The sequence below is a fragment of the Aliishimia ponticola genome (assembly GCF_004803475.1).
Classification (GTDB): Bacteria; Pseudomonadota; Alphaproteobacteria; order Rhodobacterales; family Rhodobacteraceae; genus Aliishimia; species Aliishimia ponticola.
Genome location: NZ_SRKY01000002.1, coordinates 431,439 through 457,225 on the forward strand (window position 1 = coordinate 431,439; position 25,787 = coordinate 457,225).

Annotated in this window: 23 protein-coding genes; 17 read left to right on the forward strand and 6 right to left on the reverse strand. The window is 61.5% G+C overall.

Going from position 1 to position 25,787, the window contains the following annotated elements:
• Positions 1-74 precede the first annotated feature (74 nt).
• On the reverse strand, positions 75-917 hold the full coding sequence (locus tag E4Z66_RS08445) for an EAL domain-containing protein (protein ID WP_136463066.1): 843 nt from the start codon (positions 915-917) through the stop codon (positions 75-77).
• Positions 918-1,024: 107 nt separating this feature from the next.
• On the opposite strand from E4Z66_RS08445, the gene E4Z66_RS08450 reads away from it, so the two are divergent.
• From E4Z66_RS08450 to E4Z66_RS08475, 6 genes are all read left to right on the forward strand, one after another.
• Positions 1,025-1,591 (forward strand): DNA-3-methyladenine glycosylase I, encoded by a 567-nt coding sequence (locus tag E4Z66_RS08450; RefSeq protein WP_136462559.1) that lies wholly within the window; start codon positions 1,025-1,027, stop codon positions 1,589-1,591.
• A 222-nt stretch (positions 1,592-1,813) separates the two neighbouring features.
• Entirely contained in the window at positions 1,814-2,434 is a 621-nt protein-coding gene (gene rpsD, locus E4Z66_RS08455; RefSeq protein WP_136462560.1) for a 30S ribosomal protein S4, read from the forward strand.
• A gap of 126 nt (positions 2,435-2,560) precedes the next feature.
• On the forward strand, positions 2,561-3,592 hold the full coding sequence (locus E4Z66_RS08460; protein ID WP_136462561.1) for an endonuclease/exonuclease/phosphatase family protein: 1,032 nt from the start codon (positions 2,561-2,563) through the stop codon (positions 3,590-3,592).
• 80 nt (positions 3,593-3,672) lie between these two features.
• The gene (hisC, locus tag E4Z66_RS08465; protein ID WP_136462562.1) at positions 3,673-4,752 is read left to right on the forward strand and encodes a histidinol-phosphate transaminase; all 1,080 of its coding nucleotides are present in this window, start codon (positions 3,673-3,675) and stop codon (positions 4,750-4,752) included.
• Entirely contained in the window at positions 4,749-5,669 is a 921-nt protein-coding gene (locus tag E4Z66_RS08470; RefSeq protein ID WP_136462563.1) for a prephenate/arogenate dehydrogenase family protein, read from the forward strand. Before hisC ends, E4Z66_RS08470 begins: the two co-directional genes overlap by 4 nt.
• Positions 5,666-6,433 (forward strand): extensin-like domain-containing protein, encoded by a 768-nt coding sequence (locus E4Z66_RS08475; protein ID WP_136462564.1) that lies wholly within the window; start codon positions 5,666-5,668, stop codon positions 6,431-6,433. Before E4Z66_RS08470 ends, E4Z66_RS08475 begins: the two co-directional genes overlap by 4 nt.
• Positions 6,434-6,437: 4 nt before the next feature.
• Here the strand turns inward: E4Z66_RS08475 and E4Z66_RS08480 are convergent, their stop codons facing one another.
• On the reverse strand, positions 6,438-7,442 hold the full coding sequence (locus E4Z66_RS08480; protein WP_168797758.1) for a DUF2125 domain-containing protein: 1,005 nt from the start codon (positions 7,440-7,442) through the stop codon (positions 6,438-6,440).
• A gap of 70 nt (positions 7,443-7,512) precedes the next feature.
• Here E4Z66_RS08480 and E4Z66_RS08485 point away from each other — a divergent pair, with 70 nt between their 5' ends.
• The 3 genes from E4Z66_RS08485 (at position 7,513) to E4Z66_RS08495 (ending at position 11,582) form a co-directional block, all read left to right on the forward strand.
• Positions 7,513-8,037 carry a gamma-glutamylcyclotransferase gene (locus E4Z66_RS08485; RefSeq protein ID WP_136462566.1) on the forward strand — a complete coding sequence of 175 codons (525 nt, stop codon included), beginning with the start codon at positions 7,513-7,515 and terminating at the stop codon, positions 8,035-8,037.
• An 83-nt stretch (positions 8,038-8,120) separates the two neighbouring features.
• On the forward strand, positions 8,121-9,311 hold the full coding sequence (locus tag E4Z66_RS08490) for a biopolymer transporter ExbB (protein ID WP_246035936.1): 1,191 nt from the start codon (positions 8,121-8,123) through the stop codon (positions 9,309-9,311).
• Positions 9,312-9,314: 3 nt separating this feature from the next.
• Complete coding sequence (locus E4Z66_RS08495; protein ID WP_136462567.1) at positions 9,315-11,582, forward strand: peptidoglycan -binding protein; 2,268 nt, start codon at positions 9,315-9,317, stop codon at positions 11,580-11,582.
• 9 nt (positions 11,583-11,591) lie between these two features.
• Here E4Z66_RS08495 and E4Z66_RS08500 read toward each other — a convergent pair whose 3' ends face one another.
• The 3 genes from E4Z66_RS08500 to gloB form a co-directional block, all read right to left on the reverse strand.
• A complete protein-coding gene (locus E4Z66_RS08500; RefSeq protein WP_246035937.1) occupies positions 11,592-12,506 on the reverse strand; it encodes a M23 family metallopeptidase in 915 nt (304 codons plus the stop codon).
• 65 nt (positions 12,507-12,571) lie between these two features.
• Positions 12,572-14,893, reverse strand: a complete 2,322-nt coding sequence (gene clpA, locus E4Z66_RS08505) for an ATP-dependent Clp protease ATP-binding subunit ClpA (RefSeq protein ID WP_136462569.1) — start codon at positions 14,891-14,893, stop codon at positions 12,572-12,574.
• Positions 14,894-15,082: 189 nt separating this feature from the next.
• Positions 15,083-15,856 (reverse strand): hydroxyacylglutathione hydrolase, encoded by a 774-nt coding sequence (gene gloB, locus E4Z66_RS08510; RefSeq protein WP_136462570.1) that lies wholly within the window; start codon positions 15,854-15,856, stop codon positions 15,083-15,085.
• 77 nt (positions 15,857-15,933) lie between these two features.
• On the opposite strand from gloB, the gene E4Z66_RS08515 reads away from it, so the two are divergent.
• The 8 genes from E4Z66_RS08515 (at position 15,934) to E4Z66_RS08550 (ending at position 24,362) form a co-directional block, all read left to right on the forward strand.
• Positions 15,934-16,683, forward strand: a complete 750-nt coding sequence (locus tag E4Z66_RS08515) for a class I SAM-dependent methyltransferase (protein ID WP_136463067.1) — start codon at positions 15,934-15,936, stop codon at positions 16,681-16,683.
• A gap of 92 nt (positions 16,684-16,775) precedes the next feature.
• The gene (gene edd, locus E4Z66_RS08520; protein ID WP_136462571.1) at positions 16,776-18,584 is read left to right on the forward strand and encodes a phosphogluconate dehydratase; all 1,809 of its coding nucleotides are present in this window, start codon (positions 16,776-16,778) and stop codon (positions 18,582-18,584) included.
• Between the two features lie 349 nt (positions 18,585-18,933).
• Entirely contained in the window at positions 18,934-19,494 is a 561-nt protein-coding gene (locus E4Z66_RS08525) for a F0F1 ATP synthase subunit delta (protein ID WP_136462572.1), read from the forward strand.
• Positions 19,495-21,033: a F0F1 ATP synthase subunit alpha gene (gene atpA, locus E4Z66_RS08530; protein ID WP_136462573.1), complete on the forward strand. Its 1,539-nt coding sequence runs from the start codon at positions 19,495-19,497 to the stop codon at positions 21,031-21,033.
• Positions 21,034-21,045: 12 nt separating this feature from the next.
• Positions 21,046-21,927 carry a F0F1 ATP synthase subunit gamma gene (locus E4Z66_RS08535; RefSeq protein WP_136462574.1) on the forward strand — a complete coding sequence of 294 codons (882 nt, stop codon included), beginning with the start codon at positions 21,046-21,048 and terminating at the stop codon, positions 21,925-21,927.
• Positions 21,928-21,948: 21 nt separating this feature from the next.
• Positions 21,949-23,373, forward strand: coding sequence for a F0F1 ATP synthase subunit beta (atpD, locus tag E4Z66_RS08540; RefSeq protein ID WP_136462575.1), 1,425 nt, complete (start codon positions 21,949-21,951; stop codon positions 23,371-23,373).
• Between the two features lie 76 nt (positions 23,374-23,449).
• A complete protein-coding gene (locus E4Z66_RS08545; RefSeq protein WP_136462576.1) occupies positions 23,450-23,887 on the forward strand; it encodes a F0F1 ATP synthase subunit epsilon in 438 nt (145 codons plus the stop codon).
• A gap of 124 nt (positions 23,888-24,011) precedes the next feature.
• Positions 24,012-24,362: an H-type lectin domain-containing protein gene (locus E4Z66_RS08550; protein WP_136462577.1), complete on the forward strand. Its 351-nt coding sequence runs from the start codon at positions 24,012-24,014 to the stop codon at positions 24,360-24,362.
• Between the two features lie 379 nt (positions 24,363-24,741).
• On the opposite strand, the gene E4Z66_RS08555 is transcribed toward E4Z66_RS08550, so the two are convergent.
• On the reverse strand, positions 24,742-25,761 hold the full coding sequence (locus E4Z66_RS08555) for a ribose-phosphate pyrophosphokinase (protein WP_136462578.1): 1,020 nt from the start codon (positions 25,759-25,761) through the stop codon (positions 24,742-24,744).
• Positions 25,762-25,787: the final 26 nt, after the last annotated feature.

Consider the following 25,787-nt stretch of genomic DNA (forward strand, 5'->3'; position numbering starts at 1 on the left):
TAACGAATTGGATGCGTGGCGGCAACGGCGGTGTGGTCTGATATGCGAAAGGATGCTGAGGCTGTTTGACGCGACTACGCCCGGCGGCGTGCCATATGCCCTGACCGGGGAAGCCAATCGGGCTTGATCGTCGGTGCGCCGAAATTGAACCCTTGCATGCAGTCGACGCCGATCTTGGTTAGCACCTCGGCATCTTCGGGCGTTTCGACCATTTCGGCCACGCAGAGCATGTCGAATTGCTTGGCGATGGACAGCATGGCTTGCGTGAGAACAAGGTTATCTGGGTCGCGGGCGATGCCTTTGATGAACTGGCCGTCGATCTTGATGATATCGAAGAAGAAGTCCTTGAAGTAGCGCAGCGCGGTATAGCCGGACCCGAAATCATCCAGCGCAAAGCAAATGCCGCGCATTTGCAGGCGGTCCATGAAGTCCACCACCAGTTCGGGCACCGTCATCGCCGAACTTTCGGTGATTTCGAGAATCAGGCGCGGCCCGATGCTGTCATCCTTGTCGAGCCAGCGATTGAGCGTGCGTAGCCACGGGCGATACCCGATGGAGCGGGCGGACATGTTGATCGACAAACGGAGATTCGGTACCTCTGCCAGCGCCTTGCACCCCATGGCCAGCGATAGCGTGTCGATGGTGCGGCCAAGTTCCTCATTTTCCACGACGGGCATGAAGTCCGCTGCGGGAATGACCCGCCCGGTGGCATCCAGAACGCGGATCAGCCCCTCGTAGAACGCGACGGAATTCGTCGTCTGCGCACGCACAACGGGCTGATAGGCCAAAAGCGCCTGTTTGTACCGGACAGCATCCGCCACCATGTTGAGCGTTTCCTCGTCCCGCTTTCGCACAGCGTACTCAAGGGGGCTGGAATTTCCGGGCGGAATATTTGCAAGGTGGTGGCGTGGGGGCATATGCGTGGGCCGTTCCGTGTCGTACTTCACCGCTACAGGCTGGCTCATTTCCCCTAAGAAGGGCTTAATGGTCAGTAACGTGGCTCATTTTATGCAAGGCGGGTGAGATGGATCGTTGTGGCTGGGTCGGCTCTGAAGAAATTTACATTGATTACCATGATACCGAATGGGGTGTACCGGAACGCGATTCCCGCGCGCTTTGGGAAAAGCTTGTCCTGGATGGATTCCAAGCCGGGCTGAGCTGGATCACGATATTGAAAAAGCGGGAAAATTTCCGCGAGGCATTCAAGGGGTTCGATCCTGAAACCATCGCAAACTGGGGCCCGGCAGAGGTCGAAACGCTGCTGGGCAACCCCGGCATTGTCCGTCATCGCGGCAAGATCGAAGCCACAATCCTTAACGCGCAGGCCTATCTGAAGATCGAAGAGGCGGAGGGGTTCGATCAATTTCTCTGGAAATATGTCGATGGAACGCCGCTCCAGAACCGTTGGGCCTCTCTGGCTGAGGTGCCTGCTTTCACCCCGATGTCAGAGCGGATGTCCAAGGATTTGAAGGCGCAGGGGTTCCGATTCTGTGGGCCGACCATCGTGTATGCGGCGATTCAGGCCATGGGTTTGGTGAATGACCACGTGGTGACATGCCCGCGCCACGCAGCCTGCGCGGCCCTTGCGTAACAGGCGCGTGTGACAGGACGGGTCACACGCCTGTTGACTCGTGCAGATATGCGCGTATAAGCGCGCGCTCATTGGTGTTGGTGGCCCCCGCAAGGGGATGCCTGTCGCCCCGGCCAAATCCGGGGAAAGGACAACGCCCTCTCGTGCGTCTTTTCCCGCAAAACCGGGCTTCGGTTTTCGAACAGGATGAGGCGACATCACAACTGAAGAGGAGATCAGCAGATGACAAAAAGAACTGCTGCCAAGTACAAAATTGACCGCCGCATGGGCGAAAACATCTGGGGCCGTGCGAAATCCCCGGTGAACCGCCGTGAATATGGCCCCGGCCAGCACGGTCAGCGCCGCAAGGGCAAACTGTCCGACTTCGGTATCCAGCTGCGCGCCAAGCAGAAGCTGAAAGGTTACTACGGCGACCTGACCGAAAAGCAATTCCGCCGCATCTACGGTGAGGCAGAGCGTGTGAAGGGCGATACCGGTGAAAACCTGATCGGTCTGCTGGAACGCCGTCTGGACGCCGTTGTGTACCGCGCGAAATTCGTTCCGACCATCTTCGCCGCACGTCAGTTCGTGAACCACAAGCACGTGCGTGTGAATGGCCGCATCGTGAACATCCCCTCCTACCGCGTGAAAGAGGGCGACGTGATCGAAGTGCGTGATCGTTCCAAGCAAATGGCAGCGATCCTCGAAGCCGTTCAACTGCCCGAGCGTGACGTTCCGGATTACATCGACGCGGACCACTCCAAGCTGACCGCGACCTTCGTGCGCACCCCGCAGCTGGGCGATGTGCCGTATCCGGTGATGATGGAACCGAACCTCGTCGTCGAATTCTACGCGAAAAACTGATCGGGCTCTGCCCTTTCACAGATGCTTTTGGGACCGCGCCGGACTTTTCGGCGCGGTTTCTTTTTGCCGCGCGCCGCTCAACCTGTGGTAGGCTTGCCCCATTGAACAAATCGTTGGGGGCCAATTATGGCATCGCGGGACATTTCCTTTACCAGTTTCAACCTCTTGAACCTGCAGTTGCCGGGCGCGCCGCTGTATAACGGGGCCAGTTGGACGCAGGCGCAATATGACCGGAAAATCGCCTTTACAGGTGCGTCGCTGTCGCTGCTCTCCGCCGATTTCATCGGCTTCCAGGAGCTGTGGGCCCCCGCCGCGCTGGCCGCCACGCTGGCGGAGGCCGGTCTGGACAGCACCCACCGCCCGCTGACCCCGCCCGATCATTCCGGCAGTCGCATCGTGTGCGCGGGGGCGGTGCGGTCCGACATGTTGGTGAGTGAGCCGGAGTGGATCACCCAGTTCCCCGAGGAAATGATCCTGTCGACCAAGGGCGACGACCCGCAGCAGCCTGATGTGGCGATTTGGCTGCGGGAATTTTCGCGGCCCGTTCTGCATGTTCGGCTTCAACCGCGCGAGGATACGCCGGTCATTCACGTCTTTGTCTGCCACTTCAAATCGCGCCGCCCCACGCAGGTCTGGAACGAGGCATGGTATGACCGGGGCACGCATAGCCCACATACCAACGCAATCGGGTATGCGCTCTCGACGATCCGGCGCACCGCAGAGGCGACCGCGCTGCGCATCATCATCACCAAGCTGGTGAAGAATTCCGATACGCCGGTTGTGGTGATCGGGGATATGAATGACGGCAAGGACAGCAACACGCTCAACATCCTGTCAGAGCAGCCGACGTTTCTGTCGCCCTTGTCGTCGGGCGGCGGGGATAACGCGCTTTATACGGCGCAGACGATACAGGAATACCGGTCGGTCCGGGATGTCTATTATACGCATGTCTACAAAGGGCAGCGCGAAAGCCTTGATCATGTGCTGTTCAGTCAGGAGTTCTATGACAACTCCAAGCGCCGGATCTGGGCCTTCGACGATATGGTGGTGCTGAACGACCACCTTGATTTCGACGATCACAAGGACAGCGGCACCAATGACCACGGTATTCTGCGGGTTCGGTTCAAATGGAAACCTGCCGAAGGTGCCGCGGTCTGAGGCAGGGCCGGGGGCGGCGAATTGGCACTGGTCACTGCGGGCGGGCGGGCCTAAAACCCTGTCACGCAACGGAGGTTTTCATGGCTGTCATCACGCCCCAACCCGGTATCATGGATATTGCGCTTTATGAGGGCGGCAAATCCCATCTGGATGGGGTTGCGCAGGTGCTCAAGCTTAGCTCGAACGAGAACCCATTGGGCCCGCCCCCCTCGGCCATCGCTGCGCTGACGCAGGCTGCGGCGGGCATGCATCTTTACCCATCGACCGATCACGCAGATTTGCGGGCGGCGATTGCCGAGATGTGGCAGGTCGAGGCAGACCGCGTGATCTGCGGCGTCGGTTCGGACGAGGTTCTGCAATTCGTCACGCAGGCTTTTGCCGGTCCGGGGGATGAGATCATCTATACCGAACACGGGTTTTCCATGTACCCGATCCTTGCGAACATGGCGGGCGCGACCCCGGTGAAGGTGCCCGAAGCGGTGCGTGTCGTGGATGTGGATGCGATCCTTGGCGCCGTGACGGACCGGACGCGGATCGTCCTGCTGACCAATCCGGGCAATCCCACTGGCACCATCCTTCCCGATGAAGACCTTGTGCGGCTTGCCGATGGGCTGCCGGACAGTGTCATCCTGGTGATCGACGGGGCCTATACCGAATATGCCGAAGGCTATGACGGGGGGCGGTCGCTGGCCAAGGAGCGGCCCAATGTGCTGATGACGCGGACCTTTTCCAAGATTTACGGGCTGGGCGGGCTGCGTGTCGGCTGGGGCTATGGTCCCAAGGCGTTGATTGACGTGATGACCCGTATCCGCCAGCCCTTCAATCTAAGTGTTGTGCAACTTGCCGCCGCCGAGGCCGCCCTGCGCGACCGTGACTGGCTGGACACCTGCTCCGCGCTGAATGCTGACCAGCGGGCGCGGCTTACCGGCGCGTTGCGGCAGCTTGGTGTGGAATGCGACGAGTCGCAGACGAATTTCGTGCTTGCCCGGTTTGCCTCCCCGGACGAGGCCGGCGCGGCGGATGCGACGTTGCAAGCGGACGGGATCATCGTGCGCCGCGTGACCGGTTATGGCTTTCCCGAAGGGTTGCGCATCACCGTGGGCGATGCAGAGCAGACCGGCCGCGTAATTGATTCCCTGACCCGCTGGAGAGCCGCATGAGCACGCCAATCTACAACCGTGTTGCACTGATCGGTCTTGGCCTGATCGCGGGGTCGATGGCCTGGGCGATGAAGCGCGGCGGCGTTGCGGGTGAAATCGTGGGCTATGCGCGATCCGAAGAGACGCGCGACACCGTCCGAAAGCTGGGCTTTTGCGACCGCGTCGAAGACAGCGCTGCGGCTGCCTGCGAAGGGGCCGATCTGGTGGTTCTTGCCGTCCCGGTGGGCGCGATGGGCGGCGTGGCGCAAGAGATCGCGCCGGTGCTGGCAGACGGCTGCACCGTGACCGATGTCGGCTCCGTCAAGCGGGACGTCATCGATCATGTCGCGCCACATCTGCCGGACAATGTCCATTTCGTGCCCGCACACCCGCTGGCCGGGACCGAACATAGTGGTCCGAATGCCGGTTTCGCGGAACTGTTTGACAACAAGTGGACAATCATCGTTCCCGTGCCGGGTGCAGACCGGGACGCGGTGGCGCGGCTGACATCCTTCTGGCAGGCGCTGGGCGCCAATACCGACGAGATGGACCCGGAACACCATGACCTTGTTCTGGCCGTGACCTCTCATACGCCGCACCTCATCGCGTATACGATGGTGGGCGTGGCCGACGATCTGGGCCGCGTGACCGATAGCGAGGTTATCAAATACTCTGCCGCTGGCTTCCGGGATTTCACGCGGATCGCGGCATCTGATCCGACGATGTGGCGCGATGTGTTTTTGACCAACAAGGACGCGACGCTGGAAATTCTGGGGCGCTTCACAGAAGAGCTTTTCGCCCTGCAACGGGCGATCCGAACCGGGGATGGCGACCATCTGTTCGACTATTTCACCCGCACTCGCGCGATCCGGCGGGGCATCATCGAAGCCGGTCAGGACACGGATGCACCGGATTTCGGCCGGGCACAGAAAAAATGAGGCTCGTGGCGCTTCTCCTGCTGCTGGCCAGCACCGCAGTGGCGAATGCGCCGAACACATCGCTGCGCCCAGCCGTGCGGGACGGGGGCGCAAGCACGATTGCGGCGCCGGTTGCGACGCCCGCCGCCGATGGGGTCGCACCCACGCCGCAAGTCGCGCCGGTGGAAAACTCGCGCCGCCCCTTTTTCCGTACCAAGCGCGCCGAAAAGCGGGCCAAAGAAAGCCGCCGGGCGCTGCGGCGCGGCGCGGTCTGCGGTGATATCGCCATTCAGGGCGAGGTCGTCGGGCGTGTGCCGGGGCGCATCAAAGGCTGCGGCATCGCAGAGGCGGTGCGGGTCAAATCGGTTTCAGGCGTGGCGCTCACACAACATTCCGTCATGGATTGCGAGACCGCTCAGGCCTTGAAAACATGGGTCGATCAAAGCGCCAAGCCGGCGCTGCGCCGAAAGGGCGGTGGGCTGGCGCGGTTGCGCGTGGCGGCACATTACGCCTGCCGGACGCGGAACAACCAGAAAGGCGCCCGGATATCTGAGCATGGCAAAGGCCGCGCCATCGACATTTCTGGCTTTTACCTTGCCAATGACCGGCTGATTACGGTTTTGGAAGGGTGGGGCGCGTCCAGCACATCGGGGGCGTTGCGGAAGATGCATAAAGGGGCCTGCGGGCCTTTCGGAACAGTGCTTGGGCCGCGCGCTGACCGCTTTCACCGCGATCATTTCCACTTCGACACCGCGCGTTATCGCGGCGGACCCTATTGCAAGTAGGCAGCTAGCGGATCACGAGGCTTGGGGCGGGCCCCAGCGGCAGGAACCCAATGCGTGTCAGGCCGTTTTCGAACCGCAAGGTCACGTCCAGATCCTCTGTCCGGCCGGTGCCCGAGGCCAGACCGCGCAACATGCCTTCGATTTGCGGACGTAAATCAGGCGGGATCATCCCGGCCGCTTGCGCCAGGTCCAGCATCTGCTGCCAATTCTCTGCCTTCACCACCAAATGCCCCTCGGCCCGGCCTTGCGGATCGCGGATCACGTCGCCGGTCGCAAGAAACCGCATGTCGCCCCAATGCGCCTCTACCCGGCGGAGCGTAACGGCCTGCGGTTGCGGGCGGCGGGTCTCCAATGCGGTACGGTCAATTGGGTGATCCAGCGCAAGACCGATATCAGCGGTCAACACGTCAAAGACCAAGGGCCAGTCGGGCGGCAACAAGGCGATGTCGCGGATCGCATCGCCGGGGGTGAAATCCGTGACGTCAAAGCGCAGGTCGTATTGCGCGGCGTCACCCGTTTCGATCAGCGCAAGGTCCAACGCCGCGACGCCCAGCACAGATGTTCCATCGACGCGGGCAAGGGTAAACGGACCGGAGCGTTTCTGCATTGCCTCCAATTGCAGGGCAGTGCCGGGATGCAGGTTCAAATCCGCCCGTGCATTTGCCGCCGTGATCGTCCAGCGGTCCCAAGGCGTTGCGATGTGGATCGGCGTTTCGGGCAAAGCGACGCTAAGATCACCGGGCCAGATCGTGCGCGCGGAGATCACCAGTTTCTCCGCCTCAATCGCAAGGCCGGTGCCCGGATCGGCCAGCGCGATGCCTTCCAGCACGGTATCGACGCGCGCGGGGAACCCGGCCGACGTTGTCGCCTCCAGCTCGGCCTGCCATCCCTCCGCGCGGCGCGCGTCGAACCAGCCGGTGAGGCCCGTGTTGAACCACCACGCCGCGCCCGCCCACCAAAGGCAGAACAAAAGCGCCGCTCCGACACCTATCGTTACCAACCGCCGCATCGCCTGCCCCTTGTCGTTCCGGACGCGGACCCTATAGATCGGCGCGACACAAAGAACCAGTGAGGCGCGCATGTGGGTTTTCGGTTATGGATCGCTTTTGTGGAATCCGGGCTTTGACGTGGCGGAGCAGGTTGTCGCACGGCTGCCGGGCTATGCCCGTTCCTTCTGTATGCGATCGATCCACCACCGCGGTACGGTCGACCATCCCGGTCTGGTGCTGGCGCTGGACGAGGCCGATGGCACCTCTTGCGAGGGGGTGGCGCTGCGCGCTGCGCCGGGAACGGAAGAGGCGACGCTGGCCTATCTGCGTGAGCGAGAGCTGGTGTCCTCTGCCTATCTCGAAAAGGAACTGGATATCGAACTTGTGGACGGGCGGCGCGTGCGCGCGGTGACCTATGTGATTGACCCCGATCACGATCAATATTGCGGCGGGATCGCCTTGGAAGAGCAGGCGCAGATCATCGCCAGCGCCGTTGGTGGGCGCGGGCCGAACACCGAATATCTCTACAACACTGCCTTGCATTTACGCGAATTGGGATTGGCGGATTCCGATTTGGACTGGCTGGTGCGGCGGGTGCAAAGGATTTGTTCATAATTCATTGGCTCCGGCCCCATTTTGTGGTGTAGCCTTGTGCCAAGACTACAATATGAGCGGTGACCGGGGGGCAAGAACAGGCGATGGCACGGCCTGAGGCAGAGGCAAAACCACATTTCTCCCAGCCAATCCGGCAGGTGATTTCGATGCTGATCGTGCTGGCGCTGACCGGCATGGGGGCGTTTTTTGCACTGCCGCGCGTGCTGCCGGTCTTTATGGCGAACCCGTATCTGAACGGTTTCATCCTGTTCGTGTTCATCATCGGCATCGTGTCCTGCATCTGGCAGGTGGTCCAACTGATCGGATCGGTCCGCTGGATCGAAAGCTTCGCGGCTGAGGATCAAGAGGCGGGCAAGGCGCCGCAACTGCTGGCCTCGCTGGCGACCCTGCTACGCTCGCGCGGCTCGCGGATGCAGATCAACGCGTCTTCCTCGCGGTCGATCCTCGATTCCGTCGCGCAGCGCATCGACGAAGTGCGCGAGATCACCCGATATATCGTCAGCACGCTGATCTTTCTGGGCCTGCTGGGCACGTTCTACGGGCTGGCGACGACAGTCCCGGCGGTCGTGGATACGATCCGCAGCCTTGCGCCGCAGGATGGCGAAGGCGGCGTCGAGGTGTTCAACCGGCTGATGACCGGGCTAGAGGCGCAGCTTGGCGGCATGGGCGTGGCCTTTGCCTCGTCGCTACTGGGGTTGGCCGGGTCGCTGGTTGTGGGGCTTCTCGAACTTTTTGCCGGGCACGGGCAGAACCGGTTTTACCGCGAGCTTGAAGAATGGCTCAGCTCGATCACGCGGCTGGGCTTCGCGTCTGGTGACGAAGGCGGCGCGGGCGATGCGGCGGCCTTGTCCGGCGTTGTCGATCACATGGCCGAGCAGATGGAGAGCCTCCAGCAGATGTTCACCGATTCCGATGTCAGTCGGGCGATGGTGGATGAAAAGCTTGGCAAGCTGGCGGATTCGATGACCCGGCTGGTCGATAAGTTCGATTCTGGCGACGCGGCGACGCAGGCCCTTGAACGTGTGGCAGAGGGGCAAGAGCGACTGATCGGGTTGATGGAAAAGCAAGGCGCGGGCGAGGGGCTGGATGCGGAAAGCCGGATGCGGCTGCGGTCCATCGATGTGCAAATGCTCCGCCTGCTGGAGGAGATCAGCGCCGGACGTCAGGAAAGCGTTGGCGAACTACGGTCCGACCTGCGCGAAGTGCTGGACACGCTGAAAGGCGACCGCACGAATGTGCGCCGGTTGCGGGTCCGGTCCGGGCCGGACGCATAGACCATGGCGCTTTCCCGACGCACAGGGCAACGGTTTCAGGCGGCGATCTGGCCGGGCTTTGTCGATGCGATGACCGGGCTTTTGCTGGTCCTGTTCTTCGTCTTGTCGATCTTCATGGTGGTGCAATTCGTCCTGCGCGAAACCATCAGCGGGCAGGAAAGCGAGCTGAACCAGCTTGCGGTGGAGGTCGCGGCGCTGGCGCAGGCGCTTGGACTGTCCGAACAACAAGGCGCGGAATTGCAGGCGCGCGTTGGCGCCTTGTCTGCAACCATTCAGTCCAATGACGCACAGATCGCGACACTGACGCAGCAGCTTGGCACCGCGCAGGACCGCATTGCCGCTTTGACCGGAGAACGCGATCAGACCGCCGCAGCCTTGTCCGAAGCCGAAGGGCGGATCACGGCGTTTGAGGCGCAGGTTGCCGGGCTTTTGGCGGAACGGGACGATGCACTGGGGCGAGTAGCCACGCTGCAAGATCAAACGGCCGCGCTACAGGATCGCGAGGCAGCGCTGGTGTCTGAACAAGAGGCGCTGAACCTCGCGTTGGCGCAGGCCCGGTCGGAAATAGACGAAGGGGCGGAAGCGGCGCGATTGGCGGCGGCGCGGCGGGATGCGTTGCAAGCGCTGATAGCGGATTTGCGGCAGCGCAATGCCGAGCAAACGGAAACGTCTCAGGCGCTGGCGGCGGATCTGGACGCGGCGCAGCAGGCCCTGAGTGCCGAAGAAGCTGCGCGGCTAGCGGATGCGGCCGCAGCGGAAGCATTGCGCCAAAAGTTGCAGGATGCGGATGCCGAATTGACCGCGATGACCCTGGCGCTGGAACAGCAACGCCAACGCGCCGAAGATACGCTGACGCTGCTTGCTGCGGCGCAATCGGCGCAGGATGATCTGGACCGGCAATTGGCGGCGGCACTGCTGCGGATGCAGGAGGTCGATCTGCTCAATTCCGACGCGCGGACCATGGTCGCAGAAGCCGAAGCGCGTGCCGGGGGCTTGGAAAGCGATTTGGCCGCAGCGCAGGCGGAACTGACCACGACGCGCGATCAACTCGCTGCGCTGCAAGAGGAACGGACCGGGCTGGTTGCGGACCTTGCTGCCGCGCGCGCGCGGGTGGAGGGGCTGGAAGGCACCCAGACGGCGCAGGGTGCCTTGCTGGAAGAGGCGGCGGCCCGCATCGCGGAGATCGAAGCGCGGGCTGAGAAGGAAGTGCAGGACGCAGCCGCCCGGATCGCCGCGCTGGAGGCAAGCGCCGCGCAGGACCGCGCGACGGCAGAGGCGCAGGTGGCGGCGCTGACCGCGCGCGCGGCTGATCTGGAATCGCAGTTGGCCAACGCCTTGTCGCAGGTCGAAAGCGCGGCGCAGACGGCGGATCTTGACCGCGACACGCTGCGCGAGCGTCTGGCCGAAGCGCTGGCAGCGCGGCTGGCGGCGGAGACGCTGGCGCAGGATCAAACCAGCGAGGCGGAGAAACAAGCGGCCCTTCTGGCCGCCGCGCGCCGACAGTTGAGCGAAGAGCAGGCGATCAGCACCGAAGCGCAGCGGAATGCGGAACTTCTGAACCAACAGGTTGCCGCATTGCGCACGCAGCTGGGCGAACTTCAGTCGCTGTTGGATGACGCGCGCGAAAGGGACAGTGCGCGCGAAGTGCAGTTGCAATCGCTGGGAACCGAGCTCAACACCGCCTTGGCCCGCGTCGCCGCCGAAGAACGCAAGCGTCGGCAGTTGGAAGAGGCAGAGCGCGCGCGGCTTGAAGCCGAACGTGCGCGGCTGGCGGCAGAGGCGGAACAGCTTGCTGCAGAGGCCCAAAACCTGGAGAAATACCGGTCGGAATTCTTCGGCCAGTTGCGCGATCTGCTGGGCAATCAAGAAGGCGTTCAGGTCGTGGGCGACCGCTTTGTGTTCTCGTCCGAAGTGCTGTTTGATCCGGGCCGCGCGGACCTATCCGCAGCGGGGCGCACGGAGATCGCAAAAGTGGCGTCGATCATCCGCCAGATCGCAAACGACATCCCGCCCGGTATCGACTGGGTGCTGCAGGTCGATGGGCATACCGACAATGTACCGCTGCTGGGCACCGGGGAATTTGCCGATAACTGGGAGTTGAGCCAAGGCCGCGCCCTGTCGGTGGTGCGCTATCTGTCCGGTGCGCTTGGCATCCCGCCGCAGCGTCTGTCTGCCAACGGGTATGGGGAATATCAGCCAATCAATCCGGCGGACACGCCCGAAGCGCGCGCCCAGAACCGCCGGATCGAAATCAAGTTCACCGAAAAATAGGCGCAGTTGTTACCGGGCGACCTGCAACTGAATGGTTGTGTCGCTGATTACAGTGCCATCGCGGATCAGCGCCACGTCGCCCCGATACTGCCCCGGACCAAACCATGACGCGCCCCCTGTCTTGCGTCCAATCGCACGAAAGAGTTGCGCCTGCGCTTTTTCAAGGGCGAGGTCCTTTTCGATCACGGTCGCTCCGTCCGGCCCGGTTATGGACAGGCGCAGCGTATCGCCGGGGCGGCTGCCGAACACGTGTCCCCACAGAACCAGGGCCGGGCTGTCCAGACGGAGTTCGTCAATTCCCGCGCGTCCTTGTTTCACGGCATCATAGTCCGGGATTTGTGTCGAGAACCCTGCAGAGATGATCCCGCCGGGCTGGTAGTCGGGGGTCTTGATCCACAGATCCTCTGCCGGGCGCGTGATGCTGCAACTCGTGGCGTCTGGCGCGAACGGGTCGATGGGCTGGCCGTCCTTACGGACACTCAGGTGGACATGCGGGAATTGGGTGCGCCCAGAGAGTCCGACCAACCCGATCTGCGTGCCCGCGTCTACTGTCTGGCCGTTGCGCACAGTGATGGAGCCGCGCCGCAGGTGGCAATATTGCGTCTCCCATCCGTTCTCATGCGTGATGACGACGCCATTGCCGCATTCCTTGCCTTCGATCTGATGCTCGTTCTGCGCGGTGAGCAGTTGATCGGGCAAACCGTCGCGCGTTGCACGCACCCGGCCCGGCGCGGCGGCTATGACGGGCACGCCTTTTGCGACCTCATCAAGACTGCGCAGCGCGAAGTCGGTGCCTTTGTGGCCGTCATAGCTGAGCGTTTCGCAGCGATAATCGGTCGCCCCAGGCCCGGAATCGCGATCGACATATTGTTGGATGAAGCAGCGCTGATCCTCGCCCAGTGGGCAATCAATCGGGGGCTGCAAATGAAACTCCCCCGCCAGAGAGGTGCTGGCGAGGGAGCAAAAGATTAGCGCAACGGCGCGGCGCATCAGTCCGCTGTAAGCAGGGGCGGCTTGTTCTTGCCGAGGCGCGGATTGCCGGGCCCCTCGATGCGCAGTTCCAATTCGCCATTCTTGACGCCGACCTTGACGACACCGCCCTTGGACAGTTTGCCGAACAGCAACTCTTCCGCCAGAGGCTTCTTGATGTGCTCTTGGATGACCCGGCCCAAGGGGCGCGCGCCCATCTTGGAATCATAGCCCTTGTCACCCAGCCACTCGGCAGCCGGCTTGGTCAGTTCGATTGTCACGCCGCGATCCAGAAGCTGCGCTTCCAGTTGCAGAACGAACTTCTCGACCACTTGCAGAATGACGTCCTTCGGCAGCGGCGCGAAGGAGATGACCGCATCCAACCGGTTCCGGAATTCCGGAGTAAAGGTCCGTTCGATTGCGGCTGTATCTTCGCCTTCGCGATGGTCGCGGCCAAAGCCAACCGCGGCTTTCGCAAGCTCGGACGCGCCAGCATTGGAGGTCATGATCAGGATCACGTTGCGGAAGTCCACAGTGCGCCCGTTGTGATCGGTCAGCGTGCCATGATCCATCACCTGCAACAGGATGTTGTAGACATCGGGATGCGCTTTTTCGATCTCATCAAGAAGCAGCACGCAGTGCGGATGTTGATCGACGCCATCCGTCAACTGACCACCTTGATCGAACCCGACATAGCCGGGAGGCGCACCAATCAGGCGGGACACCGCGTGTTTCTCCATGTACTCGGACATGTCGAAGCGGAGCATCTCAACACCCAGCGTATCGGCCAGTTGCTTGGCGACCTCGGTCTTGCCGACACCGGTCGGACCCGCAAAGAGATAGTTGCCGATCGGCTTCTCAGGTTCACGCAGACCCGCACGGGCCAACTTGATGGCCGAGGACAGCGCTTCGATCGCGGCATCCTGGCCGAAGACCACGCGTTTCAGGCTAACTTCGAGATCCTTGAGGACCTGCGCATCATCCTTCGACACGTTCTTGGGCGGAATGCGGGCGATCTTGGCCACCACGGATTCGATTTCCTTGACGCCGATCGTCTTGCGGCGCTTGGATTCGGGCAGCAGATGCTGCGCTGCGCCTGCCTCGTCGATCACGTCGATCGCCTTGTCCGGCAGCTTGCGGTCATTGATGTAGCGCGCAGACAGTTCCACCGCCGTTTTGATCGCGTCGTTCGTGTATTTCACCGCGTGGTGATCTTCGAAATAGGGTTTCAGACCGCGCAGGATTTTCACGCTATCTTCGACCGAAGGTTCATTCACGTCGATCTTCTGGAACCGGCGCGACAGGGCGCGGTCCTTTTCGAAGTGCTGGCGGAATTCCTTGTAGGTGGTGGACCCCATCGTCCGCAATTTACCGCCCTGCAAAGCCGGCTTCAGCAGATTGGACGCGTCCATCGCCCCGCCCGAAGTCGCCCCGGCACCGATAACGGTGTGAATTTCGTCGATGAAAAGAACACCATCCGGGTGATCCTCAAGTTCGGACACAACAGCTTTCAGGCGCTCTTCGAAGTCACCGCGATAGCGCGTTCCGGCCAGAAGGGCCCCCATGTCGAGGCTGAAGATCGTCGTATTCGCCAGGACTTCGGGGACTTCGTGCTGCACGATCTTACGCGCAAGGCCTTCCGCGATTGCGGTTTTGCCCACGCCGGGATCGCCCACCAGAAGCGGGTTGTTCTTGCGCCGGCGGCACAGAACCTGAATGCAGCGTTCCACCTCATGCGAGCGACCGATCAGCGGATCGACATCGCCTTCGCGCGACTTCTTGTTGAGGTCCACGCAGTATTTCGCGAGCGCGGATTCCTTTTTATCCCCTTCGGTCACGCCTTGCGGCTCGTCCTCAGGCTCAGGCGCGCCTTTCACCGACCGGTTTTCACCATAGGACGGGTCTTTGGCGACACCGTGGGCGATGAAGTTCACGGCGTCGTACCGCGTCATGTCCTGTTCTTGCAGGAAATACGCCGCGTTCGACTCACGTTCAGCAAAGATGGCGACAAGGACGTTCGCCCCGGTCACTTCCGTGCGCCCGGAAGATTGGACATGGATCGCAGCGCGTTGAATCACGCGTTGGAAAGCGGCTGTCGGCACAGCTTCCGACCCGTCGATTTCGGTGACAAGGTTCGCAAGATCCTCATCCACGAACTCGACCAGAGTCTGCCGCAGCTCCTCCGTGTCGACACTACAGGCTTTCATCACGCGCAGTGCATCGGGTTCGTCAATCAGCGCAAGAAGCAGATGTTCAAGCGTAGCAAATTCGTGACGCCGCGCATTGGCCAGCGCCAGCGCTGCGTGGATTGCCTGTTCAAGTGTCGTCGAGAATGAAGGCACTGGCTGTGCTCCTTCTGATCTGGGTCGGTGCGGGCGCCGTCACAGACGCGCCATACCCGGGAGGGGCAACACCAACCATGGCCTCATAGTCTTAGAGTTTGGTTGATACGGCGGCAGCTTCAAGGTTTTTCTTTTGCACAACTGCTCACTTTTCCCATCAGTGCCTGAAACCTGAGCCGTTATTTTCAATCAGAAATTGTCTTTCCGGGTGCGGATTTCGGTAAAGACATCGACTGCGGGCGCCCCTTTAAAGCCGATATTCTCGGCAAGCGCGGGAACGTCCGCACGCAGGAAAGGGTTGGTTTCAAGTTCTTCAGAAAGAAGCGAGGGCACGGTCGGTTCCTCGCGGCTACGCAGTTCAGATATGGTCGCGGCGCGTTTTTGCAAGGCCGCGTTGTCCGGGTCGATGCTAAGCGCGAACTTCGCATTCGCCTCGGTATATTCGTGGCCGGAATAGATCATCGTCTCCGGCGGCAGCGCGGCGAGCTTGCACAGGCTTTCCCACATTTGCGGTTTCGTGCCTTCGAAGACGCGGCCACAGCCCAGGGCCATCAGGCTGTCTGCGGTGAAAACGGCGTGCGAGTCGGGGAAGTGGAACGCCACATGCCCCACCGTGTGACCGGACACGTCGATGACGGTTCCGCGTTCGTCGCCGATGGTTACGGTATCGCCTTCCTCCACCATCTGGCCAAGCGGCGGCAGGCGCCCCATATCGGCCCGAGCGCCGACCACTTTCGCTTTATGCACTTTCAGCACGTCATCCAGCCCGGCGATGTGATCCCAGTGGTGATGCGTGATCAGGATCTGGTCCAGCGTCCAGTCGCGGCTGCGCAGGGCCGCAAGGATCGGTGCTGCCTCCGGCACGTCGATCAGGCTGGTGCTGCCCGTGGCTGGATCATGGGCGAGAAAGGCGTAATTGTCTTCAAGGCAGGGGATGGTCACGATTTCCAGGGGCATGGTCATTTGTCTTTTGCTTGATACACTGCAATTGAAGAGTGGCGTTGGGACGCGCCAATGACAAGCCACAGGAGACCGGAGCCTTGCATCTGGACGTGCAGGATCTGCGAAATTTCTATTACCGCCATGCGCTGGGCCGTGCTGTGCAAAACAGCCTGCGCGAGCGGGTGGCGAGCCTGTGGCCAGAGGTAACGGGCCAGACGCTGGTGGGGTATGGGTTTTCCGTGCCGCTGCTGCGCCCTTATTTGCAGGACGCGCGCCGCGTTGTTGCGCTGATGCCGGGGCCGCAAGGGGTGATGCCGTGGCCGAACAACATGCCCAATGTGTCCGTCCTGTGCGAAGAAACCCGCTGGCCGCTTGAAACCGGGCATGTGGACCGGCTGATCATGATGCACGGGCTCGAGACATCTGAACATCCCAGCGCGCTGCTGGAAGAAGCATGGCGAGTCCTTGGGCCGGGCGGAAAGGCGCTGTTCATCGTGCCCAACCGGGCCGGATTGTGGTCGCGCCGGGACGCGACGCCCTTTGGCTATGGGCACCCCTATTCGTCGAGCCAGCTTGAGACGCAGCTTAGAAAGCACCAGTTTCTGCCTGAAAGGCATTTGGGCGCGCTGTATCAATTTCCGTCGCATCGGCGTATCTGGATGAAATCCGCGAAACTGCTTGAGAAGGTGGGGCGCACCATGCCAGCCTTCATCGTGGGCGGCGTCTTTATCGTCGAGGCGTCAAAGCGGGTCTATCCGCCCAAGGGCAACACGCAGCGCAAGCCGCAACGCCAAGGCATCCCTGTGCTGGAAGGCATCTCCAAGCCGGTGGCGGGCCCTGCGGGCTGACCCGTGCGGGCCGCCGATTGCCACGGTTTGAATATCGGTAAGAACCCGTGTAATGTTATCGCTAACACACTTCACCTCATATGGGGGCCGTCATGCCACTCAACGCAACGCTCGAAAAAGTCACTGACCGGATCATCGAACGCAGCAAGCCCACGCGCAGCGTCTACCTAGAGCGGATGCGCAAGGCCGCATCGGATGGACCGGCGCGGGCGCACCTGTCCTGCAGCGGTCAGGCCCATGCCTATGCGGCGGCGGGCGAAGATCAGTCCGCGCTCGCCACGAAATCGGCGGGTAATCTGGGGATCGTGACCGCCTATAACGACATGCTTTCAGCGCACCAGCCGTTCGAAACCTACCCGGCGCAGATCCGCGAGGCGGTGCGCAAGGTGGGCGGCACGGCGCAGGTCGCGGGCGGGGTTCCGGCCATGTGCGATGGCGTAACGCAAGGCGAGGCTGGCATGGAATTGTCGCTGTTCTCGCGCGATGCCATTGCATTGTCGACGGCGGTCGCGCTCAGCCATAACGTGTTCGACGCGGCGGTTTTCCTTGGCGTGTGCGACAAGATCGTTCCGGGCCTCGTGATCGCGGCGCAGGCCTTTGGCCATTTGCCGGTGGTGTTCTTGCCGGCAGGCCCGATGACCAGCGGCCTGTCCAATGATGAAAAAGCCAAGGTTCGGCAGCAATTCGCTGCGGGCGAGGTCGGGCGCGACAAGCTGATGGAGGCGGAGATGGCCGCCTATCACGGCCCTGGCACCTGCACATTCTACGGCACGGCCAATACCAACCAGATGCTGATGGAGTTCATGGGCCTGCACCTGCCGGGGGCCAGCTTTGTCAATCCGGGCACCGATCTGCGCACGGCCCTGACCGAAGAGGGCGCGCGGCGGGCGCTGTCTCTGTCCGCGCTGGGCAATGACTATACGCCGGTTTGCGATATCCTCGATGAAAAGGCGTTCGCCAACGGGATCGTCGGGCTGCACGCCTCTGGCGGCTCCACCAACCTGCTGATTCACCTGATCGCCATGGCGCGGGCCGGGGGCATCGTGCTGGATTGGGAAGATTTCGCCGATTTGTCCGAAGTCACGCCGTTGCTGGCGCGCGTCTATCCCAACGGTCTGGCCGATGTGAACCACTTCCACGCGGCGGGCGGTCTTGGCTACATGATGGGCGAATTGCTGGAGGTGGGCCTGCTGCATGACGACACGCGCACCGTCGCGGGCACGGGGCTGAAACGCTATACGCAAGAACCGAAGCTGAAGGATGGCGCGCTGACCTGGGAAGATGGCGCGGCGGACACGCTGAACGACAAGATCCTGCGCCCGGCGTCTTCGCCTTTCCAGCCGACGGGCGGTCTCAAGCGGTTGTCCGGTAATTTCGGGACCGGCGTGATCAAGGTCTCTGCCGTGAAGGAAGAACACCGCGTCGTCGAGGCGCCGGTGCGCATCTTCCACGATCAGGATGAGGCAAAAGCCGCGTTCAAGGCGGGCGAATTTACCGGCGATGTCATCGTTGTGGTCCGGTTTCAGGGGCCGAAGGCGAACGGGATGCCCGAACTGCACTCGCTGACCCCGATGCTGAGCGTGATGCAGGGGCGGGGCCAGAAGGTGGCGCTGGTGACGGACGGGCGCATGTCTGGCGCGTCTGGCAAGGTGCCTGCGGCCATTCACGTCTGCCCCGAGGCACTGGATGGTGGCCCGATTGCGCGGCTGCGTGACGGCGACATCGTGCGGCTGGATGCCGAAGCCGGGACGCTGGAGGTGCTGGACGTGGATCTGAGCACGCGCGAGGTCGCAACGGCCGATCTGTCCGCCTATCACACCGGCGTTGGCCGCGAACTTTTCGCGCCGTTCCGCGCGGCGGTCGGAGCGGCGGAAAACGGGGCGACGATTTTCGGCGTCTGACCCGGTTTGAGGTGCCCCGCGATTCCAGCCGGGTCCAGTCGGGGCCGTCTGGCGGAGGGCGCCGCGACCGCACAAATTCGGCTTTAGCGCGTGTGACTCGCGCGCTATTGGCCGCAAAGCGCGGTGTTTTTGTCACCTTTACAATGGTCCAATCCGTCGCACCTTGGGGCAAGTTGCTGAAATCGTTAACAAAGCGAAAATTCGCGCCAGAATTTCCTATGTTGCGAGCGCGAAAAGGCTCTGCTATGCCGCCCGTGATTTGCGACGGGGACTAACACCTGTTGCTGGGAACGACCCCGGCGGGCGCAGTTGCGACCGAAAACCGGGGCAAAGCTATGAAGGGATGGATGTGTCCGAACCAGCTTCGATTTCCTTTGGCATTGCTGCCCGCTACGCCACTGCCGTGTATGATCTGGCCAAGGACGACAATTCCGTCGCGGCCATCGAATCCGATCTCGACGCGCTGTCTGGTGCGCTGGCCGAGAGCGGTGATTTCAACAACCTGATCGGGTCTCCGATCTACTCACGCGAAGAGCAAGGCGCCGCGATTTCCGCGCTGGCGTCGAAAATGGGTCTGTCGACCATCATGTCCAACACGTTGGCATTGATGGCGTCCAAGCGCCGCCTCTTCGTGTTGCCGCAACTGCTGACGGCTCTGCGCGAGCAGATCGCTGAGGATAAAGGCGAGGTGACTGCGGAGGTCGTCAGTGCGAAAGCCCTGACCAAGACGCAGTCGGACAAGCTCGCCAAGTCCCTCAAGGATCGTCTCGGCAAGGATGTCACGATCAATGCCACTGTCGATGAGAGCATCATCGGCGGACTTATCGTAAAAGTGGGCTCCAAGATGATCGACACGTCGATCCGTTCGAAGCTCGCTTCTCTCCAGAATACAATGAAAGAGGTCGGATAAATGGGTATCCAAGCAGCAGAGATTTCTGCGATCCTGAAGGACCAGATCAAGAATTTCGGTCAGGAAGCCGAAGTTGCTGAAGTCGGTCGCGTGCTCAGCGTGGGTGACGGGATTGCCCGTATCCATGGTCTGGATAACGTGCAGGCCGGTGAGATGGTCGAATTCCCCGGTGGTATCATGGGCATGGCCCTGAACCTGGAAAGCGACAATGTCGGCGTCGTGATCTTCGGCACCGACCGTGACATCAAAGAAGGCGACACCGTCAAGCGCACGAACTCCATCGTGGACGTTCCCGCCGGCGAAGAGCTGCTGGGCCGCGTTGTTGACGGTCTGGGCAACCCGCTGGACGGCAAGGGCCCGATCAACGCGAAAGAGCGCCGCGTCGCGGACGTCAAGGCGCCGGGCATCATCCCGCGTAAATCCGTTCACGAGCCGATGGCGACCGGCCTGAAAGCCGTTGACGCGATGATCCCGATCGGCCGTGGCCAGCGCGAGCTGATCATTGGTGACCGTCAGACCGGTAAAACCGCCGTGGCTCTGGACGCGATCCTGAACCAGAAATCCTACAACGACGCTGCGGGCGATGATGAGAGCAAGAAGCTCTACTGCATCTACGTCGCGGTTGGTCAGAAGCGTTCCACCGTTGCACAGCTGGTGAAGCGTCTCGAAGAAACCGGCGCGATCGATTACTCCATCGTCGTGGCCGCAACCGCGTCCGAGCCGGCACCGCTTCAGTTCCTTGCGCCCTATGCCGCGACAGCGATGGCCGAGTACTTCCGCGACAATGGCCGCCACGCGCTGATCATCTATGATGACCTGTCCAAGCAGGCTGTTGCTTATCGCCAGATGTCCCTGCTGCTGCGTCGTCCGCCCGGTCGTGAAGCGTATCCGGGTGACGTTTTCTACCTCCACTCACGCCTGCTGGAGCGTTCCGCGAAGCTGAACGAAGACAATGGCGCAGGGTCGCTGACGGCGCTGCCGATCATCGAAACCCAAGGGGGCGACGTTTCGGCGTTTATTCCGACCAACGTGATCTCGATCACCGACGGCCAGATCTTCCTTGAAACGGAACTGTTCTACCAAGGTATCCGCCCTGCTGTGAACACCGGTCTGTCGGTGTCACGGGTTGGCTCCTCGGCCCAGACCAACGCGATGAAATCCGTCGCTGGTCCGGTGAAGCTGTCCCTCGCGCAGTATCGCGAGATGGCGGCCTTCGCCCAGTTCGGGTCCGACCTTGATGCCGCCACTCAGCAGCTGCTGAACCGTGGCGCACGTCTGACCGAGTTGATGAAGCAGCCGCAATACGCGCCGCTGACCAACGCGGAAATCGTCTGCGTGATCTTCGCGGGTGTGAATGGCTATCTCGACAAGGTCGCCGTGAAGGACGTGGGTCGCTTCGAGGCAGGCATGCTGGCGCATCTGCGCGGCAAGCACCAGGACCTGCTGGACTGGATCACCAAGGAAGATCCGAAAATCAAAGGCGAGGCCGAGGATAAAATCCGGGCCGCTCTGGACGAGTTCGCCACAGATTTCGCGTAAGGGGGTGGGCGCATGCCTTCTCTGAAGGACCTTAAAAACCGGATCGAAAGCGTGAAATCCACGCGGAAGATCACGAAGGCCATGCAGATGGTGGCCGCCGCGAAACTGCGGCGGGCACAGGAAGCTGCCGAAATGTCGCGCCCCTATGCGGAGCGCTTCAATTCGGTGATGGCCGGGCTGACCGCCTCTGTCGCGGGCAGCGAATCCGCTCCGCTCCTGTTGCGCGGGACCGGCAAGGAAGACGTGCATCTGCTGGTCGTCATGACCGCAGAGCGTGGCCTTTGCGGTGGTTTCAACGCCAATATCGCAAAGCTTGCCCGGAACCACGCGACGGACCTTCTGGCGCATGGCAAGACGGTCAAGATCCTGACCGTCGGCAAAAAAGGCCGTGACAACCTGAAGCGGGATTTCGGTGACCAGTTTGTTGGTCATGTCGATCTGAGCGGCGTCAAGAACATCGGCTACAGCGATGCGCAGGGCGTGGCCCAGGACGTGCTCAGCCGTTTCGACGCGGGCGAATTCGACGTTTGCACGATCTTCTACTCGAAGTTCCAGAACGTCGTCACGCAGATCCCGACAGCGCAGCAGGTCATCCCTGCATCGTTCGAGGGTGCGCAAGCCGAAGACGGTGATCAAAGCGTGGGCTATGACTACGAGCCGGACGAAGAGCGCATCCTTGCGGATCTTCTGCCGCGCGGCGTGGCCACGGCCATCTTCTCGGGGCTGCTGGAAAACAGCGCATCCGAGCAGGGCGCACGGATGTCCGCGATGGACAACGCAACGCGCAACGCTGGCGACATGATCGAAAAGCTGACGATCGAGTATAACCGCTCGCGTCAGGCTGTGATCACCAACGAGCTGATTGAAATCATTTCCGGCGCGGAAGCGCTGTAAGAGAGACCGGAGACGTAACCAATGGCCAATGCAAAAGGCAAAATCACGCAGGTGATCGGCGCCGTCGTAGACGTGCAGTTCGACGACCACCTGCCGGAAATTCTGAACGCGCTGGAAACCGACAACAATGGCAACCGCCTTGTGCTGGAAGTTGCTCAGCACCTCGGTGAAAACACCGTGCGCACGATCGCGATGGACTCCACGGAGGGTCTGGTTCGCGGTCAGGTCGTGACCGACACAGACGGCCCGATCCAGGTGCCGGTGGGTCCGGCAACTCTGGGCCGTATTCTGAACGTCGTGGGTGAGCCCGTTGACGAAGGTGGCCCGGTCAACGCATCTGAAAAGCGCGCGATCCACCAGCCGGCTCCGGAATTCTCCGAGCAGTCCACCGAATCCGAAGTTCTGGTGACGGGCATCAAGGTTGTTGACCTGCTGGCCCCCTACGCCAAGGGCGGTAAGATTGGCCTCTTCGGCGGTGCCGGCGTGGGCAAGACCGTTCTCATCATGGAACTGATCAACAACATCGCAAAAGTGCACTCGGGCTATTCCGTGTTCGCGGGTGTTGGTGAACGGACACGTGAGGGCAACGACCTTTACCACGAGATGATCGAATCCAACGTGATCAAGCCGGACAACCTCGAAGATTCTCAGGTTGCGCTGGTTTACGGTCAGATGAACGAGCCTCCGGGAGCGCGTGCGCGTGTTGCCCTGACCGGCCTGACACTGGCGGAGCAGTTCCGCGATGCGTCCGGCACCGACGTTCTGTTCTTCGTGGACAACATCTTCCGCTTCACGCAGGCCGGTTCCGAAGTGTCCGCTCTGCTTGGCCGTATTCCTTCCGCTGTGGGCTACCAGCCGACACTGGCAACGGATATGGGCGCGATGCAGGAACGCATTACCTCCACCAAAGGCGGCTCGATCACCTCGATCCAGGCCGTGTACGTGCCTGCGGACGACCTGACCGACCCCGCTCCGGCAACAACCTTTGCGCACCTCGACGCTACGACCGTTCTGTCGCGTGCCATCTCCGAGCTGGGCATCTACCCGGCTGTGGACCCGCTCGACTCCACGTCGCGCCTGATGGACCCGGCAATCGTTGGTGAAGAGCACTACAAAGTGGCGATGGATGTTCAGAACATCCTGCAACGCTACAAGTCGCTGCAAGACATCATCGCGATCCTCGGGATGGACGAACTGTCGGAAGAGGACAAGCTGACCGTGGCACGTGCCCGGAAAATCCAGCGTTTCCTCAGCCAACCGTTCGACGTGGCGAAAGTGTTCACCGGCTCCGACGGCGTTCAGGTTCCGCTGGAAAAAACCATTGCCTCCTTCAAGGCCGTGGTTGCGGGTGAGTATGACCACCTGCCGGAAGGCGCGTTCTACATGGTCGGCGACATCGACGAAGTGATCGCCAAAGCCGAGAAAATGGCTGCGGACGCAGCCTGATCCGGACCCTCAAGCGTACCGCCGCGGCTTTGCCAAGACAGCAGGGCTTGCGGCGGACTGACAAGGAGACAGCCTGATGGCAGACACACTCCATTTCGACCTCGTGAGCCCGGAGCGGCGTCTGGCTTCCGTTGACGCACAGGCGATTACCGTCCCCGGCGCCGAGGGCGACATGACCGTGATGGCAAGCCACGCGCCGACGATCACAACCCTGCGCCCCGGTATCCTCAAAGTGGACACCAGCAACGGCACAGAAGAATACGTGGTGTCCGGTGGTTTTGCAGAGATCAACGCCGAAAGCGTGACCGTTCTGGCAGAGCTGGCTGTGGCGCGCGGCGACATGACCCAGGACGATCTGGACAAAATGCTGGCATCCGCTCAGGCCGTTTATGACAAGGCGAAAGACACGTCCGAGAACGAGCCGGGCCTTGTCGACGATGCCGCCAAGCTGCTGGCCGACATGGTCGCAATGGGCGGTGAAATCGGCCTTGATCCGAAACAGCCGAATCTCTGAGATCGTCTGACATGACTGAATAAGGGCCCGGATGCGACACGCATGCGGGCCTTTTTCGTGGACCCCTCGCGCGCCATTCCAGCGTTGCTTTGCGTGGGCCGAATTTTTTGATACGCAAACGAACATGAAGCGCTTACGCAACCATTTGATTGGCATTGATCAGGGCAACGCAGTCCTGTTTTCGGACTTTGAAACGGATGGCGAGATGTGGACCGGGAACGGGCAGCGCGAACGCCTGCTGCGGATCAACTTTTCGGAACCGTTCCGCGCAGCCCCGACCGTGCACCTGACTCTCTCCATGTGGGACATCGACAATGCAGCGGTCATTCGGGGTGACTTGCAGGCCGAAGCGATCACGAATGAAGGGTTTGATATGGTGTTTCGGACTTGGGGCGATACCCGCGTCGCGCGCCTCCGCGCGGGCTGGCTTGCGATCGGCGAACTCCGCCAAGCCGATGACTGGGATCTTTACTGACAAAAATGCGCGCCGTGCCGGCGCATTCGTGCGGCGCTTGCAGCGCCTATTCTTGAGGGGGCTGTCTGCCCCCACCTCGCTGCGCGAGGGTCCCCCGAAAGTGTATTTGAACAGGCGAATGCACAAGCGGAAAGACTTTGTTTACCCCATTTCATGATACTACCCGCGCGGAACAGGCGGAAGCGCCGATGGCCGTAACGGGCGAAGCGCAGACGCGCTTTCAGGCAAGCAGGGGACGGTCACCTACAAAACCGTCCTCTGCTTCGCTTGTTTTGAAATACTTCGGGGGAGTCTCGGAACGAGACGGGGGCAGAGCCCCCCATATAGCATCGGCGCTGCAAGCGCCGCAGGAATGCGCCGGAAACGGCGCTCCTTGTTGTTATTCGGCGGCGTAAAGGCCGTCGTAGATGGGGGTCAGAGTATCTGCATCGAACAGCGAACTCACCGATGTGCCGTTCCAGATGTTCAGAATTGCCTGGGTGAAAATCGGCGCAGTTGGCACGACCCGGATATTCTTGGCCGCCAAAATCGCCTTGGTGGGCTGGATCGTGTCGGTGATCACCAAGGACTTCATGACGGAGTTGGTGACACGTTCAACGGCCGGGCCGGACATGACACCATGCGTGATGTAGGAGTGGACTTCCTTCGCGCCGTTATCCATCAGAACCTGCGCCGCCTTGCACAGTGTTCCGGCGGTGTCGCACATGTCATCGACGATCAGACAGGTTTTGCCTTTGACGTCGCCGATCACGGTCATTTCGGCCACTTCGCCCGGTTTTTCGCGGCGCTTATCCACGATCGACAGGGGCGAGTTGATCCGCTTGGCCAGTTCCCTTGCGCGCGCCACGCCACCGACATCCGGCGACACGACCATCAATTGGTCCAGTTTGCCTTTGAACTGATCCATGATGTCGAGGGCAAAGACCGGCGAGGCGTAGAGGTTATCGACCGGGATGTCGAAGAAGCCCTGGATCTGCGCCGCGTGCAAATCCATGGTCAGGACGCGTTCGATCCCTGAACCAACCAGCATGTTGGCGACCAGTTTCGCGGAGATCGGCGTGCGGGCCTTGGTCCGACGGTCTTGCCGGGCATAGCCGAAATAGGGGATCACTGCAGTAATGCGTGCGGCGGATGACCGGCGCAGCGCGTCGGCCATGATCAGCAGTTCCATCAGGTTGTCATTGGCGGGGTTCGATGTCGGTTGCAGGATGAACATATCCTCGCCCCGGACGTTCTCGAAGACTTCTACGAAGATCTCGCCGTCGTTGAACCGTTCGACCCGTGCATCGACAAGGTTTGTCGGCATCCCGCGCAACATCGTCATTCTGCGAGCAATGGCTTTGGCCAACGTTTTGTTGGCGTTGCCGGCCATGAGTTTAGGCTCGGACTGGTTAGGCATGCAGATCCCCCTGAAGCAGCGACGAA

Bases quoted from the DNA above. Each gene is read 5' to 3' on its own strand.
- E4Z66_RS08535 (WP_136462574.1), top strand. From the start codon at position 21,046: ATGCCTTCTCTGAAGGACCTTAAAAACCGGATCGAAAGCGTGAAATCC.
- E4Z66_RS08555 (WP_136462578.1), bottom strand. From the start codon at position 25,761: ATGCCTAACCAGTCCGAGCCTAAACTCATGGCCGGCAACGCCAACAAA.
- rpsD (WP_136462560.1), top strand. From the start codon at position 1,814: ATGACAAAAAGAACTGCTGCCAAGTACAAAATTGACCGCCGCATGGGC.
- gloB (WP_136462570.1), bottom strand. From the start codon at position 15,856: ATGACCATGCCCCTGGAAATCGTGACCATCCCCTGCCTTGAAGACAAT.
- atpA (WP_136462573.1), top strand. From the start codon at position 19,495: ATGGGTATCCAAGCAGCAGAGATTTCTGCGATCCTGAAGGACCAGATC.
- E4Z66_RS08475 (WP_136462564.1), top strand. From the start codon at position 5,666: ATGAGGCTCGTGGCGCTTCTCCTGCTGCTGGCCAGCACCGCAGTGGCG.
- E4Z66_RS08495 (WP_136462567.1), top strand. From the start codon at position 9,315: ATGGCGCTTTCCCGACGCACAGGGCAACGGTTTCAGGCGGCGATCTGG.
- E4Z66_RS08485 (WP_136462566.1), top strand. From the start codon at position 7,513: ATGTGGGTTTTCGGTTATGGATCGCTTTTGTGGAATCCGGGCTTTGAC.
- atpD (WP_136462575.1), top strand. From the start codon at position 21,949: ATGGCCAATGCAAAAGGCAAAATCACGCAGGTGATCGGCGCCGTCGTA.
- E4Z66_RS08480 (WP_168797758.1), bottom strand. From the start codon at position 7,442: ATGCGGCGGTTGGTAACGATAGGTGTCGGAGCGGCGCTTTTGTTCTGC.
- E4Z66_RS08460 (WP_136462561.1), top strand. From the start codon at position 2,561: ATGGCATCGCGGGACATTTCCTTTACCAGTTTCAACCTCTTGAACCTG.
- E4Z66_RS08445 (WP_136463066.1), bottom strand. From the start codon at position 917: ATGCCCCCACGCCACCACCTTGCAAATATTCCGCCCGGAAATTCCAGC.
- E4Z66_RS08490 (WP_246035936.1), top strand. From the start codon at position 8,121: ATGGCACGGCCTGAGGCAGAGGCAAAACCACATTTCTCCCAGCCAATC.
- E4Z66_RS08470 (WP_136462563.1), top strand. From the start codon at position 4,749: ATGAGCACGCCAATCTACAACCGTGTTGCACTGATCGGTCTTGGCCTG.
- E4Z66_RS08550 (WP_136462577.1), top strand. From the start codon at position 24,012: ATGAAGCGCTTACGCAACCATTTGATTGGCATTGATCAGGGCAACGCA.
- E4Z66_RS08450 (WP_136462559.1), top strand. From the start codon at position 1,025: ATGGATCGTTGTGGCTGGGTCGGCTCTGAAGAAATTTACATTGATTAC.
- E4Z66_RS08545 (WP_136462576.1), top strand. From the start codon at position 23,450: ATGGCAGACACACTCCATTTCGACCTCGTGAGCCCGGAGCGGCGTCTG.
- edd (WP_136462571.1), top strand. From the start codon at position 16,776: ATGCCACTCAACGCAACGCTCGAAAAAGTCACTGACCGGATCATCGAA.
- hisC (WP_136462562.1), top strand. From the start codon at position 3,673: ATGGCTGTCATCACGCCCCAACCCGGTATCATGGATATTGCGCTTTAT.